This window comes from Anaerostipes sp. CAG:276 (genome assembly GCF_000432215.1).
GTDB classification, from domain to species: domain Bacteria; phylum Bacillota; class Clostridia; order Lachnospirales; family Lachnospiraceae; genus Anaerostipes; species Anaerostipes caccae.
Window position 1 is genome coordinate 1 of the sequence record NZ_FR889180.1, and the last position, 22,985, is coordinate 22,985.

General features: G+C 45.7%; 23 protein-coding genes. 5 read left to right on the forward strand and 18 right to left on the reverse strand.

All coding sequences use genetic code 11. The features are described 5' to 3' along the window. Window positions 1-160: 160 nt before the first annotated feature. The 4 genes from QVP35_RS04680 (at window position 161) to QVP35_RS04695 (ending at window position 2,896) form a co-directional block, all read left to right on the forward strand. On the forward strand, window positions 161-640 hold the full coding sequence (locus QVP35_RS04680; RefSeq protein ID WP_009288710.1) for an S-ribosylhomocysteine lyase: 480 nt from the start codon (window positions 161-163) through the stop codon (window positions 638-640). A gap of 52 nt (window positions 641-692) precedes the next feature. Next, window positions 693-893 carry a hypothetical protein gene (locus QVP35_RS04685; protein ID WP_006568933.1) on the forward strand — a complete coding sequence of 67 codons (201 nt, stop codon included), beginning with the start codon at window positions 693-695 and terminating at the stop codon, window positions 891-893. A 228-nt stretch (window positions 894-1,121) separates the two neighbouring features. Further along, window positions 1,122-2,390: an ArsB/NhaD family transporter gene (locus tag QVP35_RS04690; RefSeq protein WP_006568932.1), complete on the forward strand. Its 1,269-nt coding sequence runs from the start codon at window positions 1,122-1,124 to the stop codon at window positions 2,388-2,390. Between the two features lie 32 nt (window positions 2,391-2,422). After that, window positions 2,423-2,896 carry a hypothetical protein gene (locus QVP35_RS04695; protein ID WP_006568931.1) on the forward strand — a complete coding sequence of 158 codons (474 nt, stop codon included), beginning with the start codon at window positions 2,423-2,425 and terminating at the stop codon, window positions 2,894-2,896. A 43-nt stretch (window positions 2,897-2,939) separates the two neighbouring features. Here the strand turns inward: QVP35_RS04695 and QVP35_RS04700 are convergent, their stop codons facing one another. The 6 genes from QVP35_RS04700 to ylxM all read right to left on the reverse strand — a co-directional run bounded on the left by QVP35_RS04700 (window position 2,940) and on the right by ylxM (window position 7,131). After that, complete coding sequence (locus QVP35_RS04700) at window positions 2,940-3,989, reverse strand: endonuclease/exonuclease/phosphatase family protein (protein WP_006568930.1); 1,050 nt, start codon at window positions 3,987-3,989, stop codon at window positions 2,940-2,942. Window positions 3,990-4,007: 18 nt separating this feature from the next. After that, a complete protein-coding gene (locus QVP35_RS04705; protein WP_006568929.1) occupies window positions 4,008-4,763 on the reverse strand; it encodes an exodeoxyribonuclease III in 756 nt (251 codons plus the stop codon). A 92-nt stretch (window positions 4,764-4,855) separates the two neighbouring features. After that, entirely contained in the window at window positions 4,856-5,083 is a 228-nt protein-coding gene (locus tag QVP35_RS04710) for a KH domain-containing protein (protein WP_006568928.1), read from the reverse strand. A 16-nt stretch (window positions 5,084-5,099) separates the two neighbouring features. Further along, window positions 5,100-5,345 carry a 30S ribosomal protein S16 gene (gene rpsP, locus QVP35_RS04715; RefSeq protein WP_009288711.1) on the reverse strand — a complete coding sequence of 82 codons (246 nt, stop codon included), beginning with the start codon at window positions 5,343-5,345 and terminating at the stop codon, window positions 5,100-5,102. Window positions 5,346-5,395: 50 nt separating this feature from the next. Beyond that, the gene (gene ffh / locus QVP35_RS04720) at window positions 5,396-6,736 is read right to left on the reverse strand and encodes a signal recognition particle protein (protein ID WP_006568926.1); all 1,341 of its coding nucleotides are present in this window, start codon (window positions 6,734-6,736) and stop codon (window positions 5,396-5,398) included. A 38-nt stretch (window positions 6,737-6,774) separates the two neighbouring features. After that, a complete protein-coding gene (gene ylxM / locus QVP35_RS04725) occupies window positions 6,775-7,131 on the reverse strand; it encodes a YlxM family DNA-binding protein (RefSeq protein ID WP_022260843.1) in 357 nt (118 codons plus the stop codon). A 188-nt stretch (window positions 7,132-7,319) separates the two neighbouring features. On the opposite strand from ylxM, the gene QVP35_RS04730 reads away from it, so the two are divergent. Continuing rightward, window positions 7,320-8,945: an ABC-F family ATP-binding cassette domain-containing protein gene (locus tag QVP35_RS04730; RefSeq protein ID WP_006568924.1), complete on the forward strand. Its 1,626-nt coding sequence runs from the start codon at window positions 7,320-7,322 to the stop codon at window positions 8,943-8,945. A gap of 210 nt (window positions 8,946-9,155) precedes the next feature. On the opposite strand, the gene hdhA is transcribed toward QVP35_RS04730, so the two are convergent. The 12 genes from hdhA to QVP35_RS04790 all read right to left on the reverse strand — a co-directional run bounded on the left by hdhA (window position 9,156) and on the right by QVP35_RS04790 (window position 22,983). After that, window positions 9,156-9,953 (reverse strand): 7alpha-hydroxysteroid dehydrogenase, encoded by a 798-nt coding sequence (hdhA, locus tag QVP35_RS04735; RefSeq protein ID WP_006568923.1) that lies wholly within the window; start codon window positions 9,951-9,953, stop codon window positions 9,156-9,158. A gap of 104 nt (window positions 9,954-10,057) precedes the next feature. Beyond that, window positions 10,058-10,651: a zinc dependent phospholipase C family protein gene (locus QVP35_RS04740; RefSeq protein WP_006568922.1), complete on the reverse strand. Its 594-nt coding sequence runs from the start codon at window positions 10,649-10,651 to the stop codon at window positions 10,058-10,060. A 78-nt stretch (window positions 10,652-10,729) separates the two neighbouring features. Next, on the reverse strand, window positions 10,730-11,329 hold the full coding sequence (locus QVP35_RS04745; protein ID WP_024727967.1) for a regulatory protein RecX: 600 nt from the start codon (window positions 11,327-11,329) through the stop codon (window positions 10,730-10,732). A 9-nt stretch (window positions 11,330-11,338) separates the two neighbouring features. Continuing rightward, complete coding sequence (gene recA, locus QVP35_RS04750; RefSeq protein ID WP_006568920.1) at window positions 11,339-12,388, reverse strand: recombinase RecA; 1,050 nt, start codon at window positions 12,386-12,388, stop codon at window positions 11,339-11,341. A 135-nt stretch (window positions 12,389-12,523) separates the two neighbouring features. After that, window positions 12,524-13,762 carry a competence/damage-inducible protein A gene (locus QVP35_RS04755; RefSeq protein ID WP_006568919.1) on the reverse strand — a complete coding sequence of 413 codons (1,239 nt, stop codon included), beginning with the start codon at window positions 13,760-13,762 and terminating at the stop codon, window positions 12,524-12,526. A 12-nt stretch (window positions 13,763-13,774) separates the two neighbouring features. Beyond that, complete coding sequence (gene pgsA / locus QVP35_RS04760) at window positions 13,775-14,308, reverse strand: CDP-diacylglycerol--glycerol-3-phosphate 3-phosphatidyltransferase (RefSeq protein ID WP_009288713.1); 534 nt, start codon at window positions 14,306-14,308, stop codon at window positions 13,775-13,777. Then, complete coding sequence (rimO, locus tag QVP35_RS04765) at window positions 14,292-15,629, reverse strand: 30S ribosomal protein S12 methylthiotransferase RimO (protein WP_006568917.1); 1,338 nt, start codon at window positions 15,627-15,629, stop codon at window positions 14,292-14,294. The genes pgsA and rimO overlap by 17 nt, the downstream gene beginning before the upstream one ends. 3 nt (window positions 15,630-15,632) lie before the next feature. Next, the gene (gene folD, locus QVP35_RS04770; protein ID WP_006568916.1) at window positions 15,633-16,481 is read right to left on the reverse strand and encodes a bifunctional methylenetetrahydrofolate dehydrogenase/methenyltetrahydrofolate cyclohydrolase FolD; all 849 of its coding nucleotides are present in this window, start codon (window positions 16,479-16,481) and stop codon (window positions 15,633-15,635) included. A 21-nt stretch (window positions 16,482-16,502) separates the two neighbouring features. Beyond that, complete coding sequence (locus QVP35_RS04775) at window positions 16,503-18,176, reverse strand: formate--tetrahydrofolate ligase (RefSeq protein WP_006568915.1); 1,674 nt, start codon at window positions 18,174-18,176, stop codon at window positions 16,503-16,505. Between the two features lie 18 nt (window positions 18,177-18,194). After that, window positions 18,195-20,555: a DNA translocase FtsK gene (locus QVP35_RS04780; RefSeq protein ID WP_022260845.1), complete on the reverse strand. Its 2,361-nt coding sequence runs from the start codon at window positions 20,553-20,555 to the stop codon at window positions 18,195-18,197. Window positions 20,556-20,715: 160 nt separating this feature from the next. After that, window positions 20,716-22,203, reverse strand: coding sequence for a 4Fe-4S dicluster domain-containing protein (locus QVP35_RS04785; RefSeq protein ID WP_006568913.1), 1,488 nt, complete (start codon window positions 22,201-22,203; stop codon window positions 20,716-20,718). A gap of 129 nt (window positions 22,204-22,332) precedes the next feature. Further along, window positions 22,333-22,983, reverse strand: a complete 651-nt coding sequence (locus QVP35_RS04790) for a ClpP family protease (RefSeq protein ID WP_022260846.1) — start codon at window positions 22,981-22,983, stop codon at window positions 22,333-22,335. Between the last annotated feature and the right edge of the window lie 2 nt (window positions 22,984-22,985).

Here is a 22,985-nt window from a genome sequence, read left to right on the forward strand (position 1 = left end):
GCTGCCGGCAAATGTCAACAGGTTTTTTCATTTTTTTTAAAATTCCCTGAGATCATCAGTTAATATGTAATTTTCGTGCTTTTTCTTTTATCTCTGGTATAATATTGATATACTATTTACATTAATATTCAGACAAACATAATATATGGAGGTTTTTTCAATGCAGAAAATTGAAAGTTTTACGGTCAACCACTTAGACCTTCTGCCCGGAGTATATGTATCCCGCAGGGATTCTATTGGGACAGAGACATTGACAACCTATGACCTGAGGATGACCGCACCAAATAAAGAACCAGTTATGAACACCGCCGAGATTCATACCATCGAACATCTGGGCGCAACCTTTTTAAGAAACCATGCTCAATATAAAGACCGAGTCATCTATTTTGGACCTATGGGCTGCCGTACCGGTTTCTATCTGATCCTGGCCGGAGATCAGACATCCAGTGAGATACTTGAACTGGTAAAAGAAACATTTGAGTATATACGAGACTTTGAGGGAGATGTTCCCGGGGCATCTCCCAGAGACTGCGGAAATTACCTCGATATGAATCTTCCTATGGCAAAACTCCTTGCTTACAAATATTTGACGTTTTCTTTATATACTGCAAATGAGAAAAATCTGAATTATCCGGAATAGATCCGTCAATACTGATAAAGTAACTTCAAATTTAAAAAGGAGGCTTTATCAGATGTCAGATCAGAATAAAATATATGAAGAAGTAGCGATCAACTGCAGTCAGTACTGCCCTTGCGGCCGTGACCACTCTGTCAAAAATGTCAGTAACGGAGACGATGCTAAATGCGAGAGCTGCCTGAACTGTTCTCATTTCTCTGAAGAAGAATGTCATTGCTGTCTGGACTTGTACGACAAAATTGTAGACAAAATATAATCAATGGATGAAACAGCTGTCTTATCGGGACAGCTGTTTTGCTGTTAATGTATCCCCTTTCAGAGAAGCAGCCTTTATCTTCTCTGAAATTTGAAATCCTCTTTCCATCCATTCTTGTAATTACAGCAAACTTCCTTGTTCTGAATAAAAAACATCTACATAAATTGTGAAAATCCTGTCTGTTGGTGATACAATAAGAATTAAATTTAATGATTAGGAGGAACTATCATGTCACTACAACAGATTATTGCAGTTGCCATTTTTTTAATCACCATGGCCGCAATCATTTCAGACAAAATTCACAATACCGTTGCCGCAATCTCAGGTGCGGTCCTTTTAATTTTGACCCATATTCTCACCATCGACGAATGTGTCGACGCCGTAGACATTGAAACGATCGGCATTCTCGTGGGTATGATGCTCTTAGTTGCAGTTGTTAAGAATTCCGGTATCTTTGAATATATTGCAATTAAAGCTGCAAAACTGGCAAAAGGACGTCCATGGCCCATTATGGTCACGTTTGTTATCATCACTGCCGTTTTATCAGGACTGTTAGACAATGTTACAACTGTACTTCTGGTCGGTCCAATGACATTGGCAATTACCAATATTCTGAGAGTCAATCCGGTTCCGTACATCATCACCCAGATTATGGCTTCCAACATTGGAGGTACTGCCACTCTAATCGGTGATCCACCCAATATTATGATTGGAAGTGCAGCAAAACTCAGCTTTGTTGATTTCATTCTAAATACTGGATTTGCAGTAGTTTTTGTTATCATCGCATCCCTCATCTGCTTTCGCTTTATCTATGGAAACAGTCTGACCGTAGAAGACAAAAATATCAAAGAAGTTATGAAGCTTGACGAATCAAAAGCAATCAAAAGTAAAAAGCTGCTGATTCAGAGTGTGATCATTCTCTTGGTCGTGGCATTATGTTTTGTTTTTCATGACCAGTTAAAAATGCAGTCTGCTACCATTGCTTTAGCTGCTGCCTGTCTGATGTTAATTATCGGCGGGCAAGATCCGGAAGACATTATTCTGAGTGTCGAATGGCCGACAATCCTCTTTTTTGTGGGATTATTTATTGTCGTTGGTGGTCTGGAAAAAGTCGGAGTCATCACAGTTCTTGCAAATGCTCTGCTCTCTGTCACCGGAGGAAATATAACCATGACCATGCTTCTGATTCTTTGGATCTCTGCGGTTGTTTCATCCTTCCTTGACAATATTCCCTTTGTGGCCACTCTGATTCCAATGATTATGACAATCCAGTCACATGGTGTAGATGTGACCCCTTTATGGTGGGCACTCTCTCTCGGTGCTTGTCTCGGTGGAAATGGTACTCTGGTCGGTGCTTCAGCCAACGTAGTCCTTTCCGGTATCAGTAAAAATGCAGGTTACCCTATCTCTTTCGGAAAATACTTTAAAATTGGCTTTCCTATGATGATCCTTTCCGTATTTATCTGTTCTATTTTTCTGCTGATCCGCTTTGCATAAACATGAAATTATTATTTTAAGGAGAATTTTTTATGAATGAAAACACAGTAACCGGCGATTTTATTAACATTAATCTGCGTCAGCTGGGCGCCACGTCGATCAAAGAATATAACAGCATTATGCACATAGCAGAATTTGATCTGGGAGACGGTCTGATCGTATCCTATGTATTTAATATCACCCGCCACAACAAATACTTTCTGCAGCGGGTGCAGCCTTATGCCATGATCCATGGCAAGTTTGCCAGCGACCGCGAGATCCTCGAATTTATCCAAAGTGACTTAAAGCGCTTTGTAAACGCAAAGAACAGCAAGAACTTTGATACCTTCCTGCTCATTTCACATTTGGGACATCATGTCACAGAAAACATAGAGAAATTATTCCTGAATTACAATGTAGACCCCAATAAACTTGAAGGGATACAGGAAAAGATGGAAGAGTCTTTAACAGATATTATTAACCTGTATCAGGCTTCGGAAAAGATTGACCTGAAAGAAGACGATTAAAAAGAAGGCTCCCTGTATTGTCAAAATACAGGGAGCCTCTTTTCTATTTAAGTTTTACTTTCAGCCTGACCGGCTGATGGTCTGTATAACGGAAATCATGATTCATGACTTTCACCTGTTCCACCTGTACATTCGGCGAGACAATAAAGCCATCGATCACATAAACCTGTGAATCCTTCTCATAGGCTTTGTTCAGGAGACGGCATGTGGGATATGAATCATCAATGGCAAATTGAAAACCCGCCGGAAGTATCTCATTACCGATTGCCCCAGGTGTCCAGTCTTCTTTACTGCGGATCGGATACTTGGTGATGCCCTCAAAAGTCTGGTTAAAATCTCCTCCTGCGATCACGTAGTTCCCTTTCTTATATTCTTCTTCCAGCACTTTCAGAAGCATTTTGCTCTGAGCTTCTTTTCCTTCTCCGGAATCATAGGCTTCCAAATGCAGATTGATCAGTACAAGCTCCGCCCTGGATCCTTTGACCGGCACCCTCGTCTTTAAAAGGCACCGTTTCAGATTGCACGTTTTAAGAGGCCATGAAAAAGATTCCGGCAGTGCTATCCTTTCGGCTTGGTTTATCCTGGCGTCCGTCAGCGTCAAAAGACCGCTCTCCACATGTCCGATGGTTGGCCAGGGATACGGAGCATATGCCACTTTGAAGTTATAGGCGAACATCCCGCCCAGTCCGAGCATCGTCTCATAATACTTCTTCTGATCAGTGGAATAAGAGCGCTTGGAATCCAGATCCACTTCCTGCAGAAAATAAGTGTCCGCTCTGTGTTCCTTCAGTATCCCCGCAATTCCTGCAAGATTTTCCTCCACCTGAGCCTTGCTGTCCGGTCTCACTTTCGTGCCTCCGTCCATAAAAAAGTCTTCGTCCTCTCCAAGACCGGCGTATCCGGTATTCAGACTGACCACGGTAAATGGATCTTCTCTGGAAACCTCTCTGGTTCCCTCTGATTTTTTTATACTTTCTGTCTTTTGGGGCCGGTATTCCATCACCGTAACAAAGATCAGCAATCCTGTAAACACAAACACGACTGCAGTGATCACCGCTGCCATGATTTTAGCTGCTTTTTTCAGCGTCTTCATAAGCCTCAGTCCTTTCTGTTATTCCAGATACAATCCAACCGGGCAGTGGTCAGAACCATAAATATCTGTGTGGATAACTGCCTCTGCCAGGCGTTCTTCAAGGCCCTCGGAAACACAGAAATAGTCAATGCGCCATCCCGCATTCTTCTCCCTTGCCCTGAACCGATAGGACCACCAGCTGTATGCCTCGGTCACATCCGGGTAAAAATGGCGGAATGTATCAATAAATCCTGCCTCTAAAAGTTTCGTGAATTTTTCTCTCTCCTCATCCGTAAATCCCGCATTTTTCCTGTTTGTCTTTGGATTCTTCAAATCGATCTCCGTGTGCGCCACATTCAGGTCGCCGCAGAGGATCACGGGCTTGTCCTCTTCAAGTTTGAGCAGATACTCTCTGAAATTTTCTTCCCAGTCCATCCGGTAGGATAATCTGGCAAGCTCACTCTGGGAATTCGGAGTATAGCAGGTCACAAGAAAATAGTCGTCAAACTCCAGAGTGATCACTCGTCCCTCGTGGTCAAACTCATCGACACCGATTCCATTTTTTACAGACAAAGGCTTAATCTTTGTAAATACCGCCGTCCCTGAATATCCTTTTTTCTCTGCGTAATTCCAATATTGATAATAATCCGGAAGTTCCAGATCGATCTGGCCCTCCTGAAGCTTTGTTTCCTGAATACAGAATATATCTGCATCCAGCTGCTCCATCACATCTAAAAATCCTTTTTTCACACAGGCTCTCAGCCCGTTTACATTCCAAGATACCAACTGGATCATAGTCTTTCTCCTTCTGTTATAATATACTGGGATTTATGACACAAAAAATCCTGTAACCTCAGTATAACACCTTGATTACAGGATTTTAACCTTTATTGTATATCTACAACAATCTTTTTGTCGCCTTTATCAACGGAAGCCTTGACCACAGTCCGGATCGCCTTTGCAATCCTTCCCTGTTTGCCAATGACTTTTCCCATATCACCTGGGGCAACATGTAATTCCAAGATTAAAGCATCTTCAGTCTCACGCTCGATTACTGTTACTTCGTCCGGTTGATCTACGAGGGCTTTTGCAATCACTTCTAACAAATGTTTCATGCGTTTTGCCTCCTAACTATTTTTCAATTCCAGCAACTTTAAGTAATTTTGCAACAGTATCTGTCGGCTGTGCTCCCTGAGATAACCATTTTTTTGCAGCGTCTTCGTCGAATTTGATCACACTTGGATCCTGATTCGGATCGTAAGTACCGATTTCTTCGATGAATTTTCCATCTCTCGGAGATCTGGAATCTGCTACAACCACTCTATAAAAAGGAGACTTTTTCTGTCCCATTCTTTTTAATCTCATCTTTACTGCCATCTGTTTCACCTCCATAATTTTTAATAGTTAATAATATCTATAACAAAGCGTTAAAAAGGTAATTTAAATCTGCCTTTTTTTCCGCCCTTGCCACCAAACATACCTGACATCTGCTTCATCATCTTCTTTTGGTTCTGGAACTGTTTGCAAAGCTTGTTGACTTCTGAGATCGGCACCCCTGCACCGTCAGCAATCCTTTTTCTTCTGGAAGGATTGATGATTTCCGGCGTAGCCCGCTCTTCCTTCGTCATCGAATAGATGATTGATGCGGTCCGGTCCATCATACTGTCATCCAGGTCTGCACCCTTTAACTGATTCCCAAGTCCCGGGATCATGGACAGCATGTCGGCAAGCCCTCCCATCTTCTTTACCTGCTCCATCTGTTCTAAAAAGTCGTCAAAGGTAAAAGAAGCTTTTCGGAGTTTTTGCTGCATCTCCAGAGCTTTTTCCTCATCCACGGTAGCTTCTGCCTTCTCGATCAGAGTCAGCACATCTCCCATTCCGAGAATCCGGCTCGTCATGCGGTCAGGATAGAACTGCTGAAGATCATCCAGCTTCTCTCCCATACCAATATATAAAATTGGTTTCCCTGTGACAGAACGGATCGATAATGCCGCCCCGCCCCTGGTATCGCCATCCATCTTTGTAATGATGACACCGTCGACTCCGACTTTTTCGTTAAAATCTTTTGCCACATTGACCGCATCCTGTCCGGTCATGGCATCTACTACAAGAATGGTCTGATGCACATCGACGGCCTGCTTGATGGCAATCAGCTCTGTCATCATATCCTCGTCGATATGTAAACGGCCCGCTGTATCCAGAATGACAATGTTGTTGCCGTTCTTCGCCGCATGCTCGATGGATGCCTTTGCGATATCCACAGGGTTCATCTTATCTCCCATGGAAAATACCGGGACACCCTGTTTTTCTCCATTGACCTGAAGCTGTTTGATCGCTGCCGGACGATAGACATCACAGGCCACTAATAACGGGCGTTTTCCCTTCTGTTTATACTTTCCGGCGATCTTAGCCGTAGTCGTTGTTTTACCCGCACCCTGGAGACCTGCCATCAGGATAACCGTGATCTCATTGCCGGGTTTTAACTGAATCTCGGTGGTTGTGGAACCCATCAGGGCTTCCATCTCTTCTTTTACTATCTTAATGACCATCTGTCCCGGGTTCAGTCCGTTTAATACATCCTGCCCCACAGCACGGTCCTGAACAGCTTTAATAAACGTTTTAACAACTTTAAAGTTGACATCGGCTTCTAAAAGCGCCCGCTTCACTTCTTTCATCGCTGCTTTTACATCGCTCTCTGTCAAGCGTCCCTTGCTTCTCAAATTTTTAAATACGTTTTGAAGTTTCTCAGATAAACTTTCAAATGCCATAACATCCTCCTGAATCCGCCGCAGACACCGGCGATCTGTTACAAATCTTCCAGAATCCCGTTGGATACCTGCTCAATCTTTCTGATCTCTGTTTTCATCTGTTCCTGATCTTCCGCATCTAAAATGCTCTTGGCCAGAAGATGAATCTCGCTTACTTTTTCTTTCGTCCTCAAAAACTTTTCCACAAGGTGTAGCTTTCTCTCATATCCGGCGAGAATTTTATTGCAGCGCCTGATCATATCGTAGGCAGCCTGTCTCGTTATCCCGTGTTCTCCTGCAATCTCGCTGGGAGACAAATCATTCAGTACATGGTCTTCGTATATTTCTTTCTGGTGTTCTGTCAGAAGCTCTCCGTAAAAATCGTATAAAAGCGTCTGTTCTACAATCCATTCCATGTTGCCTCTCCTGTAAAGTGTTTTTCCTTTACCGAAATTTAGTCTATCGGATATCTTTCTGTTTGTCAAGTATTTTTCCTTGCACATTTTACTGTTCTGCGGAAATATCACTTGAAAAAGTTTCACTTTCCTGTAAAATAGAAAAAAGACGATCCCAAACGAAATTTAAATAAGAAAGGTTTATTTCCATGATACAAGCAATCAATGTGACACTGCGCCTTGGAAAACGCGCATTATTTGAAGATGTAAACATCAAATTTACAGAGGGCAACTGTTATGGCCTGATCGGTGCCAACGGAGCGGGCAAATCAACTTTTTTAAAAATCCTGTCCGGTGAACTGGAGCCGTCTCAGGGTGAGGTAGCCATCACAGACGGCCAAAGGCTGTCCGTATTAAAACAGGATCACTACCAGTATGATGAATACACGGTGCTGGATGCTGTCATGCTGGGGAACACCCGGCTCTATGAAATTATGAAAGAAAAAGACGCGATCTATGCCAAGGAGGATTTTACAGAGGAAGACGGCATTAAGGCCAGCGAACTGGAAGCCGAGTTTGCCGATATGAACGGCTGGGAAGCCGAATCCGATGCCGCAACTTTGCTGAATGGACTTGGTATTGACAATGATCTTCACTATTCTAAGATGTCAGAGCTGAATGGTTCCCAGAAGGTCAAAGTCCTTTTGGCCCAGGCATTATTCGGAAATCCGGATATCCTTCTGCTGGATGAGCCGACCAACCATTTGGATCTGGAAGCCATCCGCTGGCTGGAAGACTTCCTTATAGACTTTGACAACACCGTTATCGTTGTATCCCATGACCGCTATTTCTTAAATAAGGTATGCACCCACATCGCTGACATTGACTATGCGAAGATCCAGCTCTACACCGGAAACTATGATTTCTGGTATGAGTCCAGCCAGCTGATCTCCAAGCAGATGAAGGATGCCAATAAGAAAAAAGAAGAAAAGATCAAGGAGCTGCAGGACTTCATCGCAAGGTTCAGCGCCAACGCTTCCAAATCCAAGCAGGCCACATCCAGAAAAAAAGCATTGGATAAGATCCAGCTGGACGAGATCAAACCATCCAGCAGAAAATATCCTTATATTAATTTTAAACCAACCCGTGACATTGGAAACGACGCCCTCTCAGTGGAGGGACTCTCCAAGACTATTGACGGTGTAAAGGTGTTGGATAACGTTTCTTTCACCATGAATCCTGAAGATAAGATTGCTTTCGTAGGCCCGAATACACTGGCTACTACAACCTTTTTCCGTATCGTTGCCGGGGAACTGGAACCGGATGAGGGCACATACAAATGGGGTGTCACGACTTCCCAATCCTATTTCCCTAAGGACAACACAAAGGACTTCAGTGAAGATATGTCTATCGCAGAGTGGCTCAGCCAGTACTCTGAAGACAAGGACGTCACCTTTGTCCGCGGTTTCCTCGGGCGTATGCTTTTCTCCGGTGAAGAAGCCTTAAAGAAAGTTTCTGTTTTATCCGGAGGAGAAAAGGTCCGCTGTATGCTGTCTAAGCTGATGATCAGCGGAGCCAACATCCTTATCTTGGATGAACCGACCAACCACCTGGATATGGAATCCATCACCGCCCTGAATGAAGGGCTCCACAAGTTTACCGGAGGCCTGCTGTTCAGTTCACAGGATCACCAATTTGTACAAACTACTGCCAACCGTATCATCGAATTTACGGACAGCGGCATGGTCGACTTCCTCGGGACTTATGATGAATATCTGGAAAACGATGCGTCCGCAAGAAAACGCCAGGTCGCAAACTATGACGAAGAAAACTAAATTGGAACAAAGTGGGCAAGTACCTTATCTCCCCAACCTCTCATTCTCTGAGGGGATTGACAACTTTACGTGCCAGATGCGATTTGACGCAGTCAAATGATTCCCTTATGCATCTGTGTACAACCCGTGGAGCGTTTTTATTCCATAGGCGACTTTTCTATGGAATAAATTCAGAAAGAGCAGGCATCCTGTATTGGTGCCTGCTCTTTTTCAGCGCTTCTGCTTCATTTCCGCCATGTCTCCGAAAATAGGGGTCGCTTTCCCGAATCCCCCGGATATATCCATGATCTGCCCGGTAGTATAAGCAGATTCATCACCGGCAAAATAAACGACTGCCGCCGCGATCTCCTCCGGTTTTCCCATTCTCCGGATCGGCGTGTGTTTTAAGAAAAATTCTCTGAACTCCTCGCTCAAATGATCCTGCACTGCATCCGTCGCCGTCATGCCCGGCAGAACAGCGTTGCACCGTATATTGTGCCTTGCCTCCTGGACTGCAATCAATTTAGTGAGATAATTGATCGCCGCTTTGCTGGTTCCATAAGCAACCTGAGAGATATCCGGCACCAATCCGCCTACGGAAGAGATATTAATGATGCTGCCGCCTCCCTGTGTTTCCATGTATTTTATGGCTGCCTGGGAAGCCGCAAACACGCTGGTCAGATTGGTATTGACGATATGCAGGAAATCTTTGCAGTCCGTATGACTGATATCCATATCTTTCTTTGGATCTGAAGTGCCGAAATTGTTGACAAGCACATCGATACGCCCCTCGTTTTTCACCACTTCCTCCACCATACTGTCGTAAGTTTCCGGTTCATAGGCATCATTGTACACATACTTCACCCGGAAACCCTTCTGATTCAGCTCATCCGCTCTCTGTCCCGCGCGTTCCAGGTTTCTGGCCCCCATATATACAATAGCACCTTCTTCTGCACACGCTTTCGTTATCGCCAGACCAATCCCCCTCGTTGAAGCTGTAATCAAGATTACTTTATCTTTTAATCTCATACCTCTGTTCTCCTTTCTTATTTATAAATTATTTCCTTCTTCCACAAAAAAATGCCGCAGGATGACTTTTTATAAAAGCTATCCTGCGGTATAGATTCTTCTGCTTATGCGTACTGTACTTTCAGAGCAACATTCTCATAGCTGATCTTAATAATATTTAATATGCTCATCACTACTGTGGTGCACACATCCACAATGTACTTAATATCATCTGCCACGCTGTGTTCACGGCGCATATATTCTGCATGGATGTTCTGAATGAATTCAGACAAACCTTTTGTAGAATTCAGCGGAACAATCTTGTCTTTGCGCTCCATGGCTTCTTCTGTGGAGAGATACTCTTTGAGTCCGTGTTTTAAATCCCTCTCATAAATACAATGGTCTTTTACATTGCCCTCGTAAGTGCTGTTGTGGGGAAACGTAAAGTAATCAGCAATATAATGAATAATCACTCCCAACTTTGCACAGCGGCGCATGTTCATCCCCTTCAGGGTATCGTAGTCTGCTACAAAGTCATCAAGTTGATTCTCTATTTTATCATATGTTATGTCAAAAGTATGCGGTGTTGTCAAAAAGGATGGTCTGCAGTCCGGCCAGATACTCCCGACATAAAACGGTAACTTATAGTCAAAAACTTCTTCCAGTCTCAGTGAGTCCATAATTTGTCCAGCCAATGAAATGTGTGATTTTTTTCTCATTCGATCTCCTTAAAGAACTTGACATGTAACTCTGGTTCTAATCTTATTATATCCCGTTTTCTAGAAAAATCAACTGAATTACTCTTTATATTCCTTAAGAATTTCTAAAATGTCATGAATTGAAAATCCCTTTCTGGCAAAGAAAGCCAGATTCTTCTGGAAATTTTCCTCTGTTACCGGTCCTTTCTGCCGAATTCTTTTTTTTATCTGTGTTCTCAGAATATCTGACTCTGAGACAGCAGACTCTTCCCAAATTTGTTCAAACAGCTCCGGGCTTATCCCCTTCTTCAACAATTCCTGTCTGAGTTTCAGGCGGCTCTTTGAAAAACCCCGGTACCCGATATAATTCCTCACATAGGCTTCATCGTCTATATAGTGGTATCCTTCCACATAGGATACCGCTCCTTCTATACAGGATTCAGGCAGTTCCAGACGCCTGAGCCTCATCCTGATCTCTTCCTTTGTCCGGTCAGAGACTTTTAAAAGATTCATCGCCTTTAATTTGGCCCGGCTGAGGAGCATGCTGTCCAGTTCGTTCTTCTGTACTTCGGATAAGTCCATGTCTTCTTTCAGGCCAAGCCGCCTGGCCTCCCCCGCATATAAAAGACAATACCGCTCATCTTCCAGATAAAGTCTGATCTGCTTCTTTCCCACCGGCTCCAGCATCGTCACTCTCATATCCGACGCTTACTGCTGATTTGTATCCGGCTTTTCTTCTGCCGGTGCGGCGTCCTCTGTTCCTGCTTCCAGTCCGTATTCCCTGCGGACTGCGGACTCCACTTCCTGAGCTACTTCCGGATGTTCTTTTAAGTATGTCTTGGCATTCTCTCTTCCCTGTCCGATCTTTTCGCCCTGATATGCATACCATGCACCGCTCTTTTTGATCACATCCACGCCGGCTGCCAGATCCAGAATATCGCCTTCTTTGGAGATGCCTTCACCGAACATGATATCGAACTCTGCCTGTTTAAACGGCGGAGCAACCTTATTCTTTACTACTTTGATACGGGTACGGTTTCCTACCATGTCCCCGGCCTGCTTCAGTGTCTCGATACGCCGTACGTCCAGACGGATGGAAGAATAGAACTTCAGAGCACGGCCTCCGGTCGTTGTCTCGGGATTTCCGAACATGACTCCGACTTTTTCTCTCAGCTGGTTGATAAAGATCACGGTACAGTTGGACTTACTGATGATAGCCGTCAGTTTTCTCAGAGCCTGTGACATGAGCCTTGCCTGGAGGCCCACATGGGAATCTCCCATGTCTCCGTCGATCTCTGCCTTTGGCACCAATGCTGCGACAGAATCGACGATAATGATATCCACAGCGCCGGAACGCACCATAGTCTCGGCGATCTCAAGTCCCTGCTCTCCGGTATCCGGCTGAGAAATATAGAGGTTGTCCACATCCACTCCGATATTCTGCGCATAGACCGGGTCGAGAGCATGCTCTGCATCTATAAACCCTGCAATGCCGCCCCGCTTCTGCACTTCTGCCACCATATGTAATGCGACCGTTGTCTTACCGCTTGACTCCGGACCGTAAATCTCGATCACCCTTCCCCTCGGTATACCTCCGACTCCGAGAGCGATATCCAGGCTCAGAGATCCTGTCGGTGTAGTCTCAATGCTCATGTCTGCCTGGTATTCTCCAAGTTTCATCACGGCTCCTTTGCCGTAATCTTTCTCTATCTTCGTAAGAGCTGCATCCAATGCCTTTAACTTCTCTGTCTGTTGCATCTGTATTCTCCTTTTATCTTATTATGAACTGTTTTTGATTATATCATAGCACAAAGAGAAAAACAAGTGTTCGGCGAATATTTGTTCGTACTTGTTTTTCTCTTTTATTTTAACATATTTTTACATGTTTTACAATCACTCTGACAGCGCTTTCCGTATCATCGTCAGTGCCCTGCACACAGAAACTTCTCTGATCTTGGCGCGGTTTCCTCTCAGATCATACTTCTTCACAACAGTATTTCCCTTTCTGCTGACTCCGATATAGACCAGCCCCGGTTTCTTTGTTCCGGTCTCTCCTCCCGGACCGGCAAGTCCGGTAATCCCCACACCGATGTCGGCTCCTGAAGCTCTTAAGACGCCTTCCGCCATTTCCCGGGCAGTTTCTTCCGATACCGCCCCGTGGGCTTTCAGAGTGTCCTCTTTTACACCAAGATACTTCTTTTTAGCTTCATTGGAGTAAGTAATAAAACTTTCTTCCAGCACATTTGACGCCCCGGGAACATTGATCAGCCTTCCGGCCAGCAGGCCGCCGGTACAGGACTCGGCACAGGCGATCTTATCGCCCCTGCTCTCAAGCATCTTTACGACCACTTCCTCCAGTGTTTCGTCTTCCTCAATGGTATAAATCTTATCCCCAAATCTTGATTTCAGTTCTTCCACCATAGGCATGACAAGTTCCTTTGCCTCATCTTCAGAGTCAGCCTTGGCCGTCACCCTCAAATGCACTTCTCCTAATTTTGCATACGGTGCCACCGTCGGATTGCTCTGTTCATCGATCAGGTCCATGATCTGGGTTTCCACATAGCTTTCTCCCAGGCAGTCGATCTTGACAACCTTGGAATATAAGATACCAGGCTGAAGTCGGGAAAGAATCGGTTCTGCCTGCTCATGAAACATCGGGATCAGCTCACCTGGAGGTCCCGGCAGCAGGATAATCTTCTTGTCTTCCGGTGCGTTGACCACCATACCGGGCGCTGTGCCGTTTTTGTTGTATAAAACAGTACAGTCTTCCGGCACCATGGCCTGTTTTAAATTGTTTTCCGTCATCGGGCGTTTGATGCTCGTAAAGTAGGAAGTGAGCCGCTCCTTCGCCTCTGCATCTTCCACAAGTTCCTGTCCGCATGCTTTTGCCGCAATCTCTTTTGTCAGGTCATCCTTCGTAGGCCCGAGACCCCCTGACAAGATCAGGATATCCGACCGTTTCATTCCTGTCCGAATCACTTCTTCCACACGCTCCGGATTGTCACCCACAGTGGTCTCAAAAAAAACGCTTATCCCAAGGGCGGCTAAGCGTTCTGACAGGTAGGCAGCATTGGTGTTGACAATGTTGCCTAATAATATTTCTGTTCCCACACAAATAATTTCTGCTGTCATAATTGTCTCCTTCTATTTCAAGACATTCTTGTTTTTTAATAAATAATCCAACAATGATATGATGGTCAACACAAGCGAAATGTATACTAAAATATTTTCAATAAGCACCGCTGTGCCGGTTCCCAGGTCGATGATCAGCATGATGATCATAAACATCTGAAAATTGGTTTTGAATTTGCCCCAATAGCTGGCTGCAATTACCACACCGTTGTCTGATGCAATCAGACGGAAACCGCTGATAATAAATTCTCTGGCGATAATAATGATTGCGATCCATGATGCCAGGCGGTTCATTCCCACGAGAGCAATCATGGCAGAGCAGACCAAAAGCTTATCTGCCAAAGGGTCCATAAATTTCCCAAAATTGGTCACAAGATTGTACTTCCTCGCGATGTGTCCGTCTAGAAAGTCCGTAAGGCTTGCGATGATAAAAATGGCCACGGCAATCCACTTGCTGATCTCGCCAAACGGTTCCGCCAGCAGTACAAAAATAAAAATCGGTATCATTAATACTCTCAATATCGTTAGTTTATTCGGTAAATTCATAGTCCATCTCTCCTATCAAATCGTACTCATTTCCTTTGGTAATTTTCACATAAACATAGTCTCCGGTCAGCAGTTCTTCCGGTGAAGTCACAAAGACACATCCGTCCACTTTCGGTGCATCCATATAGCTGCGGCCTACATACACATCATCTTCAAACAGGTATCCCTCAATCAGGACCCGGATGGTTTTTCCAACCATTTCATGAGTATGTTCATAAGAAATCTTCTGCTGCAGAGCCATCAGTTCATCCCTTCTGGCTTCCTTCACATCTTCTTCAATCTGTCCCTCAAATTCTGCTGCCTTAGTATCCTCCTCGGGAGAATAAGTGAAGACTCCCAGGCGCTCAAAGCGCTGCTGCCTCACAAACTCCTTCAGTTCTTCGTGCTGTTCTTCTGTCTCGCCAGGGAAACCGGTGATAAGCGTTGTACGAATCGCCATATCCGGAATCTCTTTTCTAAGCTTTGCGATGATCGTTTCAATATCATGTTTGGATGTCCTGCGGCCCATCCTCTTCAAAATCCCGTCACTGCAGTGCTGAATCGGCATATCGATATAGTTTACAACCTTTTCTTCTTCCTTTATGGTCCGGATCAGCTCATCGGTGATCTCCTCAGGGTAGCAGTACAGCAGGCGGATCCACTCAATTCCTTCCACCCCGCACAACTCTTTCAGAAGCGTTGGAAGCTCTTTTTTCCCTGTCAGGTCCTTCCCGTACAGAGTCGTCTCCTGAGCCACCAGAACAAGTTCCGTCACACCAGATGCAGCCAGCTCCCGGGCACTCTTTAACAGTTCCTTCATCGGAACACTCCGAAATCTCCCCCGGATCTTTGGTATGATACAATAGCTGCACCTTTTGTCGCATCCTTCGGCGATCTTTAAGTATGCCATGTGGCTTCCAGTTGTGACCAGACGCCGGTGTCCGGAATTGTCCGGAAGATAATCGATACTCTCATAATGTTCATAACCATTGCCCGCAAGAGCCTCATCCACTGCCTCGACAATGGAATCGTAACTGGTAGTCCCGAGTACCGCATCAATTTCCGGAATCTCCTCCAGTATCTCGTCTTTATAGCGCTCAGACAGACATCCTGCGACCACGAGAGCTTTCAGATTCTGCTCTTTATAAGCTGCCATCTCAAGGATCGTATTAATGCTCTCTTCCTTGGCGTCATGAATGAAACAGCATGTGTTGATGACGATCACATCCGCCTCTTCCTCGTCGTTCGTCAAAGTGTGTCCTCTCTCTGTGAGCAGTCCCAGCATCACCTCACTGTCTACAAGATTTTTATCACATCCAAGAGAAATAAAAAGTATTTTCATCTGTTATTCTCCAAACAATTTTTTTGACTGTACACAGTTTTTCATCAGCATAGCGATAGTCATCGGTCCAACGCCGCCCGGCACCGGAGTGATCGCAGATGTCTTTTCCTTCACTGCGTCAAAATCCACGTCTCCGCAAAGCTTGTTATTTTCATTTCTGTGAATACCCACATCGATAATGACAGCCCCTTCTTTGACATAAGATGCATCAATGAATTTAGGCCTTCCGACAGCTACTACCAGGATATCCGCGCGGCTGCATACTTCCCGCAGATTCCTTGTCCTGGAATGGCAGACGGTCACGGTACCGTTTTCTCTGAGCAGCAGCATGGACATAGGTTTGCCTACAATATTGCTTCTTCCCACGACGACACATTCTTTTCCGCCGATCTCCACACCGGACCGCTTCAGGAGTTCTATAATGCCGGCCGGAGTGCACGGAAGAAATCCGTCATTTCCAATTACCATATTTCCCACGCTGACCGGATGAAACCCATCTACGTCCTTTTTCGGATCAATGGCATGGATCACTGCGTCCTCATCCATATGCGGCGGCAGAGGGAGCTGGACTAAAATCCCGTTGATCTTTGGATCTTTGTTGCACTTTTCCACCAGATCAAGCAGTTCCTGCTGGGTGGAATCTTCCGGTATCTCATAAGATACAGAAGTAATCCCAATATATTCGCATGCTTTTTTCTTATTCCTCACATAGACAGAGGATGCAGGATCTTCACCTACCTGGATCACTGCCAGAGCAATCTCTTTTCCCTCTGCTTTCATGGCTGCTACTTCCTGCTTTAACTCGTCTTTGATCTCCGCTGAGATCTTTTTTCCATCTATTATCTGTGTCATGTCTGTTTCCTCTCGTCACTCCTAGAATAAACCGGTGATCTCACCGTCTTCGTTTACGTCAATGCCTTCTGCCGCCGGCTTTTTCGGAAGCCCCGGCATGGTCATGATATCTCCGGTCAGCGCTACAACAAATCCGGCTCCTGCATTTACATAGATTTCGCGGATCGTAATATCAAAATTTTCCGGACGGCCAAGCTTTTTCGGGTCATCAGATAAAGAATACTGGTTTTTCGCCATGCAGACCGGAAGATTTCCGTAGCCAAGTTCCGTAAGCTGCTTTTTCTGTCTGGCTGCCGCCGGTGCATAGATTACATTGTCCGCACCATAAATCTTTGTGGCGATCGTCTCAATCTTCTCTTCAATGGAAGTATCCTCGTAAGAATACAGCGGGCGGTACTCGCTTTTTTTCGTCTCTAACGTCCTGAGAACTGCCTTTCCAAGCTCAATGCCGCCGTCTCCGCCTTTTTCCCATACCTCTGACAGGGCAAAATCACAGTCTCTCTCCTCGCAGAAATGTTTGATAAAGTCCAGCTCAGCCTCCGTGTCTGTGACAAACCGGTTCAGTGTGACAACCACAGGCACCCCATACTGCTTCAGGTTGGAAATATGCTTTTCCAGATTTACAATACCTCTGCTCAGGGCGTCGATATCTTCCCTCCCCAGATCTTCTTTGGAAACGCCGCCGTTATATTTAAGAGCCCTGACCGTTGCTACCAGGACAACCGCATCCGGAGAGAGTCCTGCCATCGGACATTTGATATCCAAAAACTTCTCGGCTCCAAGGTCCGCTCCGAATCCTGCTTCCGTGACAGTGATGTCGGAAAGCTTTAAAGCCATCTTCGTAGCCTGGACACTGTTGCAGCCATGAGCGATGTTTGCAAAAGGACCGCCGTGTACAAAGGCCGGCGTATGTTCCAGCGTCTGGATCAGGTTCGGCTTTAAGGCATCCTTTAAGAGGGCCGCCATGGCTCCCACAGCATTTAATTCCGCTGCTGTCACAGGTTCTTTATCCATATTATAGGCAACAATGATCTTGCCTAAACGTTTCTTCAGATCTTCCATGTCATTTGCAAGGCAGAGAATTGCCATAATCTCGGAGGCCACCGTGATCACAAAGTGATCTTCACGGACAACTCCGTCCACTTTTCTTCCCAATCCCACGACAATATTTCTCAGTGCCCTGTCATTCATATCCAGGCATCGTTTCCAGACGATGTCTCTCGTATCGATCCTCAGTGCATTTCCCTGCTGAATATGATTGTCAATCATGGCTGCCAAAAGATTATTTGCGGAAGTGATGGCATGAAAGTCACCGGTAAAGTGAAGATTTAAGTCTTCCATCGGCACCACCTGGGCATATCCGCCTCCGGCAGCACCTCCTTTGATCCCGAAGCACGGTCCGAGAGAAGGTTCTCTTAACGCAGCCACCGTTTTCTTCCCGAGCTTTGTGAGTCCCTGTGCGAGACCAATGCTGGTCGTAGTTTTTCCTTCTCCCGCCGGAGTCGGATTGATCGCCGTCACAAGTACAAGCTTCCCGTCCTCACGATCCTTGATTTCGTTCATGAATCCGGAAGACAGCTTCGCTTTATATTTGCCGTACAGCTCAAGATCGTCTTCACTGATCCCAAGAGACGCCGCTACTTCCCTGATTGGCTGTAACTTTGCTTCCTGTGCAATCTGAATGTCTGTTTTCATTGGTTGGATTCCTTTCTTCTATAAATATTCCTCTTTGTATTGTTCAAATTCTTCCTGGCTCATAAGAACCTTACGGGGCTTTGTGCCTTCCTCTTCTCCGACGATCCCGGCTTCACAGAGCTGGTCCATCAACCTTGCCGCCCTGTTGAATCCGATCTTAAAAATCCTCTGAAGGCTTGCAATGGATGCTTTGTCCTTATCTATGATAAATTTGGCCGCATCTTCAAAATATTCGTCTCTGTCTGCCGAAACCGATGCCTTCACACTGGCCGTCTCGATTTTTTCTTTGATCTCACTGCCGTAGTCATCTTCTATGTTCTGGCTCTTTAAGAAGTCTACGACACGTCCCACTTCCTCATCGCTGATAAATGCTCCCTGGACCCGGACCGGCTTCTGGTATCCTGCCGGATAAAAGAGCATATCTCCTTTTCCTAAGAGCTTCTCTGCTCCGTTCATGTCAATGATCGTGCGGGAATCCACCCCGGAGGACACAGAAAATGCGATTCTTGAAGGGACATTAGCCTTGATCAGTCCTGTGATGACATTGACAGATGGTCTCTGGGTGGCAATGATCAGATGGATGCCTGCCGCTCTGGCAAGCTGAGAAAGCCTTACGATCGCATCCTCTACCTCACCCGGCGCAACCATCATAAGGTCCGCAAGCTCATCCACAATAATGACGATCTGAGGCAGCGGCTGGAAGTCTTCACCTTCCATTCCCTTTTCCATCATCTCTTTTACTTTTTCATTATATCCGGTCAGATTTCTTACATTGACGTCCGCAAACTTCTTATAGCGGTCTCCCATCTCCATAACTGCCCAGTTAAGCGCGCTGGATGCCTGCTTGGGATCTGTGACCACCGGGATGAGAAGATGCGGGATTCCCTGATATGTACTCAGTTCCACGACTTTGGGATCGATCATGATCAGCTTCACATCGTTGGGACTTGCTTTATATAAAATACTCATGATCAGCGTATTGATACACACTGATTTCCCGGAACCTGTGGCACCTGCAATCAAAAGGTGCGGCATCTTTGCAATGTCTGAGATAATCACCTTGCCAGCCAGATTCTTTCCTACCGCAAACGCGATATTGGAAGAGAAGCGTTTAAAGTCATTATTTTCAATCAGATCCCGGAACATGACCACCTGATTGGTCTTATTCGGCACTTCGATGCCCACTGCTGCCTTTCCCGGAATCGGAGCTTCGATCCGTATGTCCGGGGCCGCCAGATTCAGTTTAATATCATCGGAAAGCCCGACGATCTTGCTGACCTTTACTCCCTGCTCCGGCTGAAGTTCAAACCTGGTAACAGACGGCCCGCAGCTGATGTCCGTAATCGTCACATTGACGCCGAAGTTTCTCAGCGTCTGCTCCAGCTTCAGGGCTGTCTTTTTAAGTTCTGCCTGACTGTTTCCTCCGGCCTTCTTTCCCTTTTTCAGCAGAGTCACCGGCGGAAACACATAATCTCCCTCCTCCAGCGCAGAAGGATGTATGGAAATCTCCGGTATAGGTTCAGGCTCTGATTTCTCTCTGTTCACAAAAGATCTTTTGCCCGGCTTCAGCTCCGGCTCCTCCGGCAGTACTTCCTCATCGGGCTGTCCGATCATCTCGTCCAGATCAAACGGCTTGTCCGGTTCTTTTGCCGGCTCTTCCGGCATCAGAGTAAGGTCATCCAGTACCTTTGACTGTTTCTCTCTCCTTTTCAGCTTTAAGTCTGGAAGCTTTGGAGTCTTGATTCCTGATGCCTGCCTGTCCTCTTTTTCTTTTGGCTTTCTCTTATCAGCTGTTTTGGTCTTCTTTCCTGAAGTCCGTTCGGGTGCAAAAAATGCTGCCACACGCTTTACAAAGGAGAGCAGTGATCTCTCAGTAATCAGTATCATAGAAATTGCTGTCAAAAAAAATACGACAACATAACTTCCTGCCAGTCCCAGCTCCTTATACAGAAAAGAAGCGATGACACCTCCGACCACTCCGCCTCCCGCATGATGTTCCGATCCGTACCGGTACAACACTGCTGCATCAGACATACGGATGTCTGTCGCCATCTGCCATATCGCCGCAGTCATACACAGGAGCAGAACAATAAAAAAAGACTTCTTTACCGAGATGCTGCTATACTGATTGGAGATCAGCAGAAGGATCATGATCAATATAACAATAGGAGCAGCATAGTGAACACCGCCCAGCACTCCGAACAGCGCGGAACTTACCGTGTTTCCCACTTTTCCGCAGAGTCTGAAATTACTCAAAAATAAAAAAAGACAAACTGCAAAACTTAACAGAACCGCAATTTCCTGATAGAACCCTGCAAAGTCTTTTTGCTTTTTCTTCTTTCGTGCTGTGTTTCTTCTCTTTCTTTTTTTTGCTGCCATTCTTCTGGAATCTCTTTTCTTCTTATATTTAATACTCAACAACCCTTCATCAAAAGAGTTATATGACTATTTTACAATTAACCTAAATAAATGTAAAGAGCCTGGACAGAACTCTTTGGTTCCGTTCAGACTCTTTTGTATCTTTGAAATATAATGAATATCAGTATTTTGCTGTCTCAGGCGGAATGAACTGCTCTGCTTCATTCACGAACTTCTTAACCTGTACACCCGCTTTGACTACCGGGATATTGGTTCCGGCTCCGGCAACGCATCCTCCCGGACATCCCATTCCTTCGATCAGGTACCCGTTCTTCTTGCCGGCTTTTGCCTGAAGAAGCATCTTCTTGCATTCTGCGAGTCCTTCCACATGGTCAATCTTCACATCCACTCCCGGATGGTATTCTTTTACGCATGCTTCAATAGCCGCGGCAACACCGCTTGCGACTGCATATCCGCGTCCTGCACCGAACGCATCGTTCATCTCGACTTCCTTGTCGTAAGTACTGAAATCAATATCCTTGGCGGTAAACATGCCGTCCAATTCTTCAAATGTAATGACAAAATCCACTTCACTTCTGACAGACTTTCTGGAAGCTTCCAGTTTTTTAGCCACACAAGGACCGACGAATACGATTTTTGCGTTCTTGTTGGTCTGTCTTGCGGCTCTGGCTGTCGCCACCATCGGGGTCAGTGAATTTGAAATCTGGTCGATCAGTTCAGGGAAGTACTTTTTCCCGAGCATAGACCAGGACGGACAGCAGGAGGTCAAAAGGAACGGCACCTCTCCTGTAGCAACTCCATGTGCATAGTGATCCGCTTCTTCCAGGGCACCTGCATCCGCTCCCACTGCCACTTCCCATACGTCGGCAAATCCGATCTCCAGCAGTGCGGCCTTCACCTTGGCAGGGGTTGCCTTCGGCCCAAACTGTCCAACAAAAGCAGGGGCCAGGATGGCGATGACTTCGTTGCCTTCATTCATGGCTTTGATCAGCTGGTAGATCTGTGACTTGTCTGCAATGGCTCCAAACGGACAGTTGACCATGCACATGCCGCAGGATACACATTTGTCAGGATTAATGGTAGCACGTCCTGCATAATCAGTCTCGATCGCTCCCACGCCACAGGCTACTTCACACGGCCTTTTTCTCTCATGGATCGCACTGTATGGGCATACTTTCTGGCACTGTCCGCACTTAATGCACTTTTCCTGATCAATGTAGGAATATCCGTCCACAAAACTGATTGCATTTTTCGGACATACTTCCATACATGGATGTGCCATACATCCCTGACACTCTCCTCCTACAATGAATGCTCTGTCCTTGCAGGCGTTGCATGCTGCCGGGATCACCTGCAGAAGCGGCGGCTCGTAGTATTTTTCAGCAATGTTGCTCTGTTTGATTCCTTTTGTTATTCTTGCAGGCTTATCAGCAGGTCTTAAAGACATCCCCATGGCAAGACGGATTCTCTCTCCTACCACTGCCCTTTCACGATAAATACTGTCGCGGTATGTCGGCAGCTCACCTTTCACTAATTCGTACGGCAGATCCTCGATTTCTTCAAGGTCTCTTTGTTCATAGGCAAATTTAGCAATCTCTGTAAATACCTTTTTTCTGATCTCTCGGACCGGGGTCTCAATTCCTCTCATAGCTCCTCCTTTAATGTTCGTTAAAATAAAAACAATCTATTATCATTCTACACTACTTTTACCCGAAATTAAAGGATTTTTTTGCTTTTTTTGTACTTTATTCTGTACACCGGAACCCCCGGTTTTTTCTCAGTTTTCCGAGGTATTTTGTATGAGTTCCTTAAGCTTTGCAAAGGCCTCGCTCATGCCCCCGATTTCATTGATCAGGCCCAGTTCCACCGCCTGTTCTCCCTCAAGTACGGTTCCTGCGTCTTTCACCTGTTCTCCGATGTGCAGCATCAGTTCTTCCACCTTATCCTCCGCAATGTCAGAGTGATCGCTGATGAATCTGGTAATACGGTCCTGAATCTTCTCAATATTACGGTAGCTTTGAAGCACACCGATGAAGGTTCCGCTGGAGCGCACCGGATGGATCATCATTGTTGCACTTTTAACAATAAATGAATAGTCAGAAGAGACTGCAAGAGGCACTCCGATGGAATGGCTCCCTCCCAATACAAGCGTTACCGTTGGTTTACTCAGGGAAGCAATCATTTCCGCAAGGGCAAGCCCACATTCCACATCCCCTCCAACCGTATTGAGCAGAATCAGTATCCCCTTGATATCGTCAGAGTACTCTGCTTTGGCAAGCGCAGGGATCATATGCTCATATTTGGTTGTCTTGGAGTTCTGCGGGGACAGCTGATGCCCCTCGATCTCTCCTATGACCGTCATGACATGAATCCCGCCCAGGTCCAGTTCTCCGGTATCTCTTATCTCATTTCTTTGATCTTCATTCATAT